The 9,286-nt window shown below is 73.7% G+C and carries 7 protein-coding genes and 1 tRNA gene; 3 read left to right on the forward strand and 5 right to left on the reverse strand.

Features of this window, described 5'->3' with window-relative positions; all coding sequences use genetic code 11:
• Nucleotides 1-25 precede the first annotated feature (25 nt).
• Nucleotides 26-601, reverse strand: coding sequence for an HIT family protein (locus tag ACFWM7_RS30435; RefSeq protein WP_383266661.1), 576 nt, complete (start codon nt 599-601; stop codon nt 26-28).
• Between the two features lie 66 nt (nt 602-667).
• Here ACFWM7_RS30435 and ACFWM7_RS30440 point away from each other — a divergent pair, with 66 nt between their 5' ends.
• Nucleotides 668-1,345 (forward strand): potassium channel family protein, encoded by a 678-nt coding sequence (locus tag ACFWM7_RS30440; RefSeq protein WP_383266663.1) that lies wholly within the window; start codon nt 668-670, stop codon nt 1,343-1,345.
• Nucleotides 1,346-1,372: 27 nt separating this feature from the next.
• Here ACFWM7_RS30440 and thrS read toward each other — a convergent pair whose 3' ends face one another.
• From thrS to ACFWM7_RS30455, 3 genes are all read right to left on the reverse strand, one after another.
• Nucleotides 1,373-3,349 carry a threonine--tRNA ligase gene (gene thrS, locus ACFWM7_RS30445; RefSeq protein ID WP_383266666.1) on the reverse strand — a complete coding sequence of 659 codons (1,977 nt, stop codon included), beginning with the start codon at nt 3,347-3,349 and terminating at the stop codon, nt 1,373-1,375.
• A 99-nt stretch (nt 3,350-3,448) separates the two neighbouring features.
• Nucleotides 3,449-4,702, reverse strand: a complete 1,254-nt coding sequence (locus ACFWM7_RS30450; protein WP_383266668.1) for a hypothetical protein — start codon at nt 4,700-4,702, stop codon at nt 3,449-3,451.
• A complete protein-coding gene (locus ACFWM7_RS30455) occupies nt 4,702-5,298 on the reverse strand; it encodes a DUF4365 domain-containing protein (protein WP_383266671.1) in 597 nt (198 codons plus the stop codon). The genes ACFWM7_RS30450 and ACFWM7_RS30455 overlap by 1 nt, the downstream gene beginning before the upstream one ends.
• Before the next feature lie 226 nt (nt 5,299-5,524).
• Here ACFWM7_RS30455 and ACFWM7_RS30460 point away from each other — a divergent pair, with 226 nt between their 5' ends.
• A complete protein-coding gene (locus ACFWM7_RS30460; RefSeq protein ID WP_383266673.1) occupies nt 5,525-6,250 on the forward strand; it encodes a 3'-5' exonuclease in 726 nt (241 codons plus the stop codon).
• A gap of 65 nt (nt 6,251-6,315) precedes the next feature.
• Here the strand turns inward: ACFWM7_RS30460 and ACFWM7_RS30465 are convergent.
• Nucleotides 6,316-6,387: transfer RNA gene (locus tag ACFWM7_RS30465), tRNA-Val, on the reverse strand.
• Nucleotides 6,388-6,526: 139 nt separating this feature from the next.
• Here ACFWM7_RS30465 and ACFWM7_RS30470 point away from each other — a divergent pair.
• The gene (locus ACFWM7_RS30470; RefSeq protein ID WP_383266675.1) at nt 6,527-9,253 is read left to right on the forward strand and encodes an SCO7613 C-terminal domain-containing membrane protein; all 2,727 of its coding nucleotides are present in this window, start codon (nt 6,527-6,529) and stop codon (nt 9,251-9,253) included.
• Nucleotides 9,254-9,286 lie beyond the last annotated feature (33 nt).

Genomic DNA, 9,286 nt, shown 5'->3' on the forward strand with positions numbered 1-9,286 from the left:
GCACCTCCCCTTCGCCGTACCGTGCTCAGCGGGCCGGCAGTTCGCCCGTCGGCCAGGCGTCGGCCAGCATCGCCCGGGTGTCGCCCAGCAGCTGGGGCAGCACCTTGGTGTGGCCTATGACCGGCATGAAGTTGGTGTCCCCGCCCCAGCGCGGCACCAGGTGCTGGTGCAGGTGCGCGGCGATCCCGGCCCCGGCCACCGAGCCCTGGTTCATGCCGATGTTGAAGCCGTGCGCCCCGGAGGCCGCCCTCAGCGCGACCATCGCCCGCTTGGTGAAGTCTGCCAGCTCCACCGTCTCCGGGCCGTCCAGCTCGGTGTAGTCGGCCACATGACGGTAGGGCACGACCATGAGGTGGCCGCCGTTGTACGGGTACAGGTTCAGGACCGCGTAGACGCGCTCGCCGCGCGCTACGACGAGCCCGTCCTCGTCCGATTTCTCCGGAATCGAACAGAACGGACAGCCGTCCTCGGCGCCCGGGCCGCTCGGCTTGTTCTCGCCCTGGATGTACGCCATCCGATGGGGGGTCCACAGGCGCTGGAATGCGTCGGGCGTCCCCACGCCGATCTGGTGCTCCGGCTCACTCGTCATGCCGATCAGCATATTGCGTCCCCCCGGCGGAGCGTGTCGCCGGGGGCGCACCGCTCGGCCGCCCACGATGCTGAGCCGATGAGCGACCGACCCGCCCCCGATCGACCCGCCCGGCTGGCCCGCTGGGAGCAGCGCACGGAGGTTCCGCTCTTCGCCGCGGGGCTGCTCTTCCTGACGGGATACGCGGTCCGGGTGCTGACCCCGCACGAGGCCGAACCCTGGAACGACGTCGCGCTGATCCTCGTCTGCTCGACCTGGCTGCTGTTCCTCGTGGACTACGGGACGCGGCTGCGGCTCAGCGGACTGGGCGCGCGCTTTCTGCGCGTGCACTGGCTCGACACCCTGGTCCTGCTGCTGCCCCTGCTGCGCCCGCTGCGCATGGTCAGGGTGTACACGGCGGTGCAGCAACGCCGCGACCGCCCGCGGCTCAGCCTGTACGCGCGAGTGATCTCGTACGCGAGCCTGACCGCCGCCCTGCTCGGCTTCGCCGCCTCGCTCGCGGTCTATCACCTGGAGCACACGGCCCCCGACGCCTCCATCCGCACGTTCGGCGACGCCGTGTGGTGGGCGTGCGCGACGCTCACGACGGTCGGTTACGGGGACGTCGCACCCGTCACGTTCTGGGGCCGGACGGTCGCGGCGGGGCTGATGGCCGGCGGCCTGGCGCTGCTCGGCGCGGTGACCGGGTCGTTCTCGTCGTGGCTGGTCCAGGTGTTCACCAGGGAGGACGAGAAGCGGCCCCCGGAGCGCGGGTAGCGCTGCGGGGGCCGTTTCGCCTAACGGTCAGACCTGTACGCGGTCCTCGACGGCCTTCGCGATCTTGGCGAGAGCCTCGTCGACCGGGATGCCGTTCTCCTGCGAACCGTCGCGGTAGCGGAAGGAGACGGCACCGTTGGCCATGTCCTCGTCACCGGCGATGATCATGAAGGGCACCTTGGCCTTCTGCTGGTTGCGGATCTTCTTCTGCATCCGGTCCGAGGACGCGTCCACGTCCACCCGCAGCCCCTGCTTGCGCGCCTTGGCGGCGAACTCCTGCAGGTAGGGGATGTGGGCGTCGCCGATCGGGATGCCGACGGCCTGGACCGGGGCGAGCCAGACCGGGAACGCACCCGCGTAGTGCTCCAGGAGCACGGCGAAGAAGCGCTCGATGGAACCGAACAGAGCACGGTGGATCATGACCGGGCGCTGCTTGGAGCCGTCCGGGCCGGTGTACTCCAGGTCGAAGCGCTCCGGCAGGTTGAAGTCGAGCTGCACGGTCGACATCTGCCAGGTCCTGCCGATGGCGTCCTTGCACTGCACGGAGATCTTCGGCCCGTAGAACGCGGCGCCGCCCGGGTCCGGGACCAGCGGCAGGCCCTGCTTCTCGGCGACCTGACGCAGCGTCTCGGTGGCCTCTTCCCAGGTCTCGTCCGAGCCGACGTACTTCTCCGGGTCCTTGGTGGACAGCTCCAGGTAGAAGTCGGTGAGCCCGTAGTCGCGGAGCAGGTTCAGCACGAAGGTGAGCGTGCGGTCCAGCTCCTCCGCCATCTGCTCCTTGGTGCAGTAGATGTGCGCGTCGTCCTGCGTGAAGCCGCGCGAGCGGGTCAGGCCGTGCACGACGCCCGACTTCTCGTACCGGTACACCGTGCCGAACTCGAAGAGGCGCAGCGGCAGTTCGCGGTAGGAGCGGCCGCGCGCGTCGAAGATCAGGTTGTGCATCGGGCAGTTCATCGGCTTGAGGTAGTAGTCCACCCCGTCGTCGAGCTGCATGGGCGGGTACATGCCGTCGGCGTACCAGTCCAGGTGGCCGGACTTCTCGAAGAGCTTGCCCTTGGTGGCGTGCGGGCTGTAGACGAACTCGTAGCCCTCCTCCTCGTGACGGCGGCGCGAGTAGTCCTCCATGGCCCGGCGGATGACGCCGCCCTTGGGGTGGAAGACCGCGAGGCCCGGGCCGATCTCGTCGGGGAAGGAGAAGAGATCCAGCTCGTTGCCGAGCTTGCGGTGGTCGCGCTTGGCGGCCTCCTCCAGGAACTCCAGGTGCGCCTTCAGCTCGTCCTTGGTCGGCCAGGCGGTGCCGTAGATGCGCTGGAGCATCGGGTTCTTCTCGCTGCCGCGCCAGTACGCCGCGGCGTTGCGCATCAGCTTGAACGCCGGGATGAACCGGGTGGTCGGCAGGTGCGGACCCCGGCAGAGGTCCTTCCAGCACAGGTCGCCGGTCTTCGGGTCGAGGTTGTCGTAGATGGTCAGCTCGCCGCCGCCCACCTCGACATCCGCGCCGTCGTCCGAGGAGGCGGAGCCCTTGATGCCGATGAGCTCCAGCTTGTACGGCTCGTCGGCCAGCTCCTCGCGGGCGGCCTCGTCGGAGACCACGCGGCGGGAGAACTTCTGGCCCCGCTTCTGGATCTCCTGCATCTTCTTCTCGATGGCCTTGAGGTCCTCGGGGGTGAACGGCTTCTCGACGTCGAAGTCGTAGTAGAAGCCGTCCTTGACCGGCGGGCCGATGCCGAGCTTGGCCTCGGGGAAGAGTTCCTGCACGGCCTGGGCCATCACATGCGCGGTGGAGTGGCGCAGGATGTTGAGGCCGTCCTCGGAGGAGATCTCCACCGGCTCGACGCTCTCGCCGTCCTGGAGGACGTACGAGAGGTCCTTCAGCTCGCCGCCGATGCGCGCGGCGACGACGGTGCGCTGCCCGGGGAAGAGCTCGCCGGCCGTCGTGCCCGTCGTCACCACGTGCTCTTCCCGCTCGGAATCGCGTTGGATGATCACACGGACGTCTGACACCGGTCTCTCCTGACTGAGGGGATGCCCGTTTCCTGGTCCACGGGCAAGGAGAATCGTACCGAGCCGTACGCCCCCGACGCGAACGCCTTCCGGGCCGCCCTACGGCTCCTCCCCCGCGCACGCCTCCTCGAAGAAGTCGACGTTCTCCTGGAGCGCCTTCATCAGCCGGTCCCGCTCCGCCTCGTCGACCTGGACGGGCGCGACCTGCGAGGCCCCGGTGAGCCGCCGGAAGCCGCCCCGGTTCTCCAGCCGCCCCTCCACCCGCAGCGGCAGCCCCACGAGGTGGGCGTGGCCCGCGATGCGGTACGCCTCCTCGTCCAGCTCCACGCGGACGTGCGCGACCTCGGCCCCGGCCAGCACCCGCAGCCGTACGATCCCGGCCCCGCGCGGCCCGGAGCGGCGCAGCCGGACCACCGCACCGGTCAGCCGGACCTGCACGGCGGGTTCGTCGCGGAGGTAGCGGGCTCCGGCGGCGCGCAGGGCGGGCAGGTCGCCCGGGGAGAACTCGACGGGGGCGGGGCGGGCCGGGCAGCCGTCCGGAGTGCCTGCGGCGGGCGCCCACCGCAGGTCGACCCCGGCCCCCTCGGAGCCGCGCACCAGGGCGATCAGCGCCTCGGTCAGCTCCCGGCCGACGCCCGCGGCGATCGCGCTGTCGAAGGCCTCCATGCCACCGGTGGCCCGCTGGTAGTCGACCGCCTCGCGGGTGGCGTGCAGGGCGTGGCAGAGCTGGACGGCGACGGCGCGCCCGGAGGCGACGGGGACGTACGCGGTGAGGCTGCGGCCGCCGGGGGCGGGGCCGATGAGCGCGTCGTCCAGTGCGGCGCGGGCCTTCCTGCGGTGTCGCGCCCCGTGGTAGCCCGCCCGGCCGCGGGCCGCCAGCGCCCCGGCCATGAGGACCTGTCGGGCTGCCGTGTGCAGGGCCTCGGCCTCGGTCCAGCCCGAGGCGCCGACCGCTCCGGCCGCCGACTCGGGGGCCTCGCGCCACCACCGGATCTCGTCGCTGGGCACGGCGAGGGAGACCAGGACGTCCCGGGCGGAGGGGTCGGCGCTGCGGCCGAGGGCGACGAGGGCTTCCTCGATCAGCTCCCCGCTGTCGGGGAAGGCCGCGCTCTCGGGCACCAGCAGGCTGGTCGCCCCGGCCGCGGGTCCGGGCGGGGTCCAACGGCCGTAACGCCCCGGCGCTCCGCCGCGCCGCTGCCAGCCGTGCCGGCGCAGGAGGGCCCCGAGGACGGCGGGGTCGGGCAGCTCGGTGCCGGCCTCGGCGAGCGGCGGGGGCCAGGGGCGGACGGTGGGGTGCGAGCGGGCGGCGGGCATTCCCGCCGCGCCCGTGGGCTCGTCCATCGACCGGTGCATCAGGGTCTCCCTCCGGCCCCGACCCGGGCCATGATGTCGCAGAGTGCGCGGTCGTCGAAGATCCGCGAGGTCGGGATGCGCACAGTGGTCCGGTGCCGGCCCGTCACCGCGTGGCCGGCCAAATTGGTCCAGTAGCAGCAGTGGCGCAGGTCGAGGCCGCCGGGCCCGGCGCGCAGCCAGTCGTCCTGGCTGCGGGGCACGATCATCACGACCAGGATCTTGTGCACCGTCACCGGGGAGCGGGCGAGCTTGACGAGGTGGGCGTTGTCGAGGGTGAAGGAGAACGCCCCGCCGGCCGGGTGCGGCGGTATCTGGTAGGTGCACTTGAGCTGCACCTTGATGGTCACTTCGTCGTCGACGGTGTGGGCCGGGGCGCCGTGGCTGACATGCCAGTCGATGCCGTTGTCGGGGAAGGGCTGGGACAGGGAGCATCCCGCCGCCGCCGCGACGGCGTGCAGATAGCCCACCTGAAGGGTCTCCATGCAGGCGGTGGTGGCGAGGGAGCCGCGCAGCGGCGCTTCGAGCTGCTGCGGCGGCCGGGGCCCGAAGGCCTCGGTGCGGGCGGTTCCCCCGGGGTCGGGCTGCGCGAGCGCCATGGCTCCGTGTGCCTTCCGGGCGTGCCGATCGAGGGCAGGTGGTCTGCCGGCGGGTTTCGTGGGCTGGGCGGATCGACGGACGTCGCCGGCAACTGCCGGGCGTCCCACCTGTGTTGTCACCGCATCAGACCGCCCGCAAACGGCGTATCAGGCAAACAGCCCGGGTATCACCGATACCGGGCAGAGGAATCACTCCATCTGCCGTGCGGGTGCGAGGAGTTCGGGGATGATGCACTGGTTCGAAGGGCCGCTGGCCGCTTTTGACACGGAGACGACAGGCGTGGACGTCGAGCGGGACCGAATCGTTTCGGCCGCTCTCGTCGCGCAGGACACCGCGGGCGGTCGCGTCCGCGTCACTCGCTGGCTGGTCAATCCGGGGGTTCCGGTTCCGCCCGGGGCGACGGATATCCACGGACTGACCGACGAACACCTTCAGCGCAACGGGCGTTGGCCCGCCCCGGTGATGGACGAGATAGCCCGGGCACTGGCGGAGAGCTGCGCGACGGGCCGGCCGCTGGTCGTGATGAACGCTCCCTTCGACCTGACGCTGCTGGACCGGGAGCTGAGGCGGCACCGGGCGTCGTCGCTGGCGCGCTATCTCGACGGGGCGCCTATGCGGGTGGTGGACCCCCGGGTGCTGGACAAGCATCTGGACCGCTACCGCAAGGGCCGCCGTACGCTCACGGATCTGTGCGCGAGTTACGAGGTGGTGCTCGACGGAGCCCATGACGCGGCGGCCGACGCGACCGCCTCACTGGAGCTGGTGCGGGCTGTGTGCCGGCGCTTCTCGACCCGGCTGGAGCGGCTGTCGCCGTCCGAGCTGCACAGCCGCCAGGTGGCCTGGCACGCGGCCCAGGCGCGTGGCCTGGAGGCGTGGTTCGCGAAGAGCGGGACGCCGGAGGCGGTGGACCCGTCGTGGCCGCTGCGCCCGGAACTGCCCGCGGCGGCGTGAGGGTCCGGGTGGTCCGGACATGCGAAAGCCGGTCCGCGTGACGCGTGCGGACCGGCTTTCCCCGGTGGGCGATACTGGGTTCGAACCAGTGACCTCTTCGGTGTGAACGAAGCGCTCTCCCACTGAGCTAATCGCCCGGGAACGGGTTGAACCATACAGGGCTTCGCGGGCTTCGTTCAAACTCCTTCCGGCCGCGCTCTACTCAGGGCGTCCCGGCCGCGAAGTGAGTATCCGAGCGCATGTACGGGCCGGGTGGCCGGGGCCACACTCCCGTACATGGAACATGTGCCCCCGCCTGCCGAGGAACTGGCCCGCCTCGACCGTGAACTGGCCGAGCTGGACGCCCGCCGGGCCCAGCTGCTGACCCGGCGCGCCTGGCTGCTCGCCGCGCTGCGGCCGCCGGCGCCGACGGCCGCCCCGGGCTGGAACCCGTCCGGCTGGGGAGCACCGTCCGGCGGCCGGGCGGGCGCACCGGCACAGCCGTGGGGTTCCGTCCCCCCGAAGCAGGCATCCGCGCCGCGCAGCGCGCAGAACGTGCTGCTGACGCTGGGCGGTCTGCTGCTGACGGTCGCGGCCATCGCGTTCACGCTGGTGAGCTGGGGCTCGATGGGGATCGGCGGCCGGTCGGCCGTGCTGGCGGCGGTGACGCTGGGGGCGCTGATCGCCCCGGCGGTGCTGCTGCGGCGGGGGCTGGGCGCCACCGCCGAGGCGCTGGCGGCCCTGGCCCTGGTGCTGACGCTGCTGGACGTCTACGCGGTCCACGCGGTGGCGGCCCCGGACACGGACGGGCTCGGTTTCACGGCGGTCGCCTTCGCGGTGCTCGCGGCGCTGTGGACGGCGTACGGGCTGGCGCTGGGCAAGCTGCGCCTTCCGCTGCCGGCCGCCGTGGTGCTGGCCCAGTGGCCGCTGCTGTTCTGGGCGTGGGCCGCGGGCGCGCCGGCACTGGTGGTCGGGTGGGCGCTGCTGGCGACGGCGGTGCTGGACGGTGCGATCGCGCTGTGGGGCCGGGGCACCGGGACACGGGTCCTGGCGTGCGTCGGCGGATCGGTGATGGGCTTCTCGGCCCTGCTGGTGGGGCTGACGCTGTCCACGACGGCCTCCGGGCCGCTCGGGGCGGTGGCGCCCGGTGCGCTGCTGCTGACGGCGGCTGCGGCGGCCCTGGCCGGGGCGTGGCGCGCGCCGAAGGGCTTTGCGCGCACGGGCGGCGTGGTGGCCGGTCTCGCGGCGGTGGCCGCGGTGGGCGGCGTACCGGCGGCGGCGGTGCCGGACGGCTGGCGGGTGCTCGCGTACCTGCTGTGCGGCCTCGCGCTGACGGCGGTCGTACGGGCCCGGCTGCCGAGGAACGCGGCGCAAGGGGTGCTGGTGGCGTCGGCCGCTGTGACGGCCGGGGCCCTGGTGGGGACGGTGCCGGGGGTCGCGGCGGTGCTGCTGGGCCCGGTGACGCTGCTGTCGGACGTGTGGGCGGGGTCGCCGGAGGGCTTCCGGTCCGCGCTCGGGTCGACGCTTTCGTGGTCGGAGCCGGCCGCGGCCCCGGCGGTGCTGGCCCTGGTGGCCGGGCTGCTGGGGGCGGCGTACCGGTGGTGGCCGTCGCTGGCGCGGATCGCCGGGCCCTTGACCGCGCGGGAGACGCCGGAAGCGGGCGGGACACCGGGCGCGGGTAGGCCGGGCGACGCTTCGGCGCGAGGTGCGGCCGGTGCGGGTGCCTCGGGGCACGGGGCCGGGACGCCGGGTGCGGAGGTGCCGGGAGCGTCCGGGACGGCGGCACACGGGGCCGGCGCCCCCTGGTCGGGCTGGAACAGTGCGGCGTGGACCGGAGCCTGGACCGGTGCCGGGGCCGGCGGTGCGCGCAGGCTCTCCGGGGCGGCGTTGCGCGGGGCGGCCGGTGCCGGGGCCCTGGCGCTCGGCTGGGGTGCGCTGCTGCTCACCGGGGCCGTGCTGGACGTGCCCTACGCGGTCGCGGTCGTCGCGGAGACGGTGCTGGTGGCCGGTCTGCTCGCGCTGGCCGTACGCGGCGCGGAGGGCGGCCGGGAGGGGTCGGCGGCGGTGGCGGTGACCGCGCTGGTGGCGGCGGTGGCCGGGGCGGTGAGCGTCGGGCTGCTGTCGCTGGCGTCCGAGGGGGCCTCCTACGCGGTGTTCGGCGCGCTGGCGGCCCTGTTCGCCGGGGCGGCGGTCCGGGCGGGGGCCGGGGCGCCGCGTGCGGTGTCCGCGGTCGCCGCGACGGTCTCGGCGACCGTGCTCACGGGGTTCGCGGGCCGGTCCCTGGGGCTCGCCCCGTACGAGGCCGCGCCGCTGCTGCTCCTGGTGCCCGCGCTGACGGTGCTGCTCGGGGCGCGGCTGCGGCGGAACCCGGTGGCGTTGCCGGTGGAGCTGACCGGCGCGCTGGGGGCGCTGGTCGCCGTGGGGCTCGCGGTGCCGGACGCGCCGTTCCTGGCGCTGGTGCTGGCGCTGTGCGGGGTGCTGGCGGCGGGTGCGGCGGTGCGGACGGAGCGGCGGCCGGTGGCGGGTTACCTGGCGGCGGCGCTGTTCGTGCTGGCCACCTGGGTGCGGCTGGCGGCCTCGGAGGTGTCGTTCCCGGAGGCGTACACCCTGCCGGTGACCGTGCCCGCCCTGGTGGTGGGGGTGCTGCGGCGCTGGAAGGACGCGGAGGCGTCGTCGTGGACGGCGTACGGTCCCGGGCTCGCGGCGACGTTGCTGCCGAGCCTGGCGGTCGCCTGGACCGACACGGACTGGCTCCGGCCGCTGCTGCTGGGCGTGGCGGCGCTGGTGATCACGCTGCTGGGCGCGCGCTACCGCCTCCAGGCCCTGCTGGTGCTCGGCGGGGCGGTGCTGGCGCTGGACGGGCTGCACGAGCTGGCGCCGTACGTGGTGCAGGTGGCGGGGGCGCTCCCCCGCTGGCTGCCGCCGGCCCTGGCCGGGCTGCTGTTGCTGGTGGTGGGCGCGACGTACGAGCAGCGGCTGCGCGACGCCCGTCGGCTGAAGGACGCGCTGGGGCGGATGCGGTGAGCCGCGCCGGCCCGGGGGCGTGCTGTTCGCAGC

Origin of the sequence: Streptomyces sp. NPDC058375, assembly GCF_042723425.1 — a bacterium.
Taxonomy (GTDB): Bacteria; Actinomycetota; Actinomycetes; order Streptomycetales; family Streptomycetaceae; genus Streptomyces; species Streptomyces durocortorensis.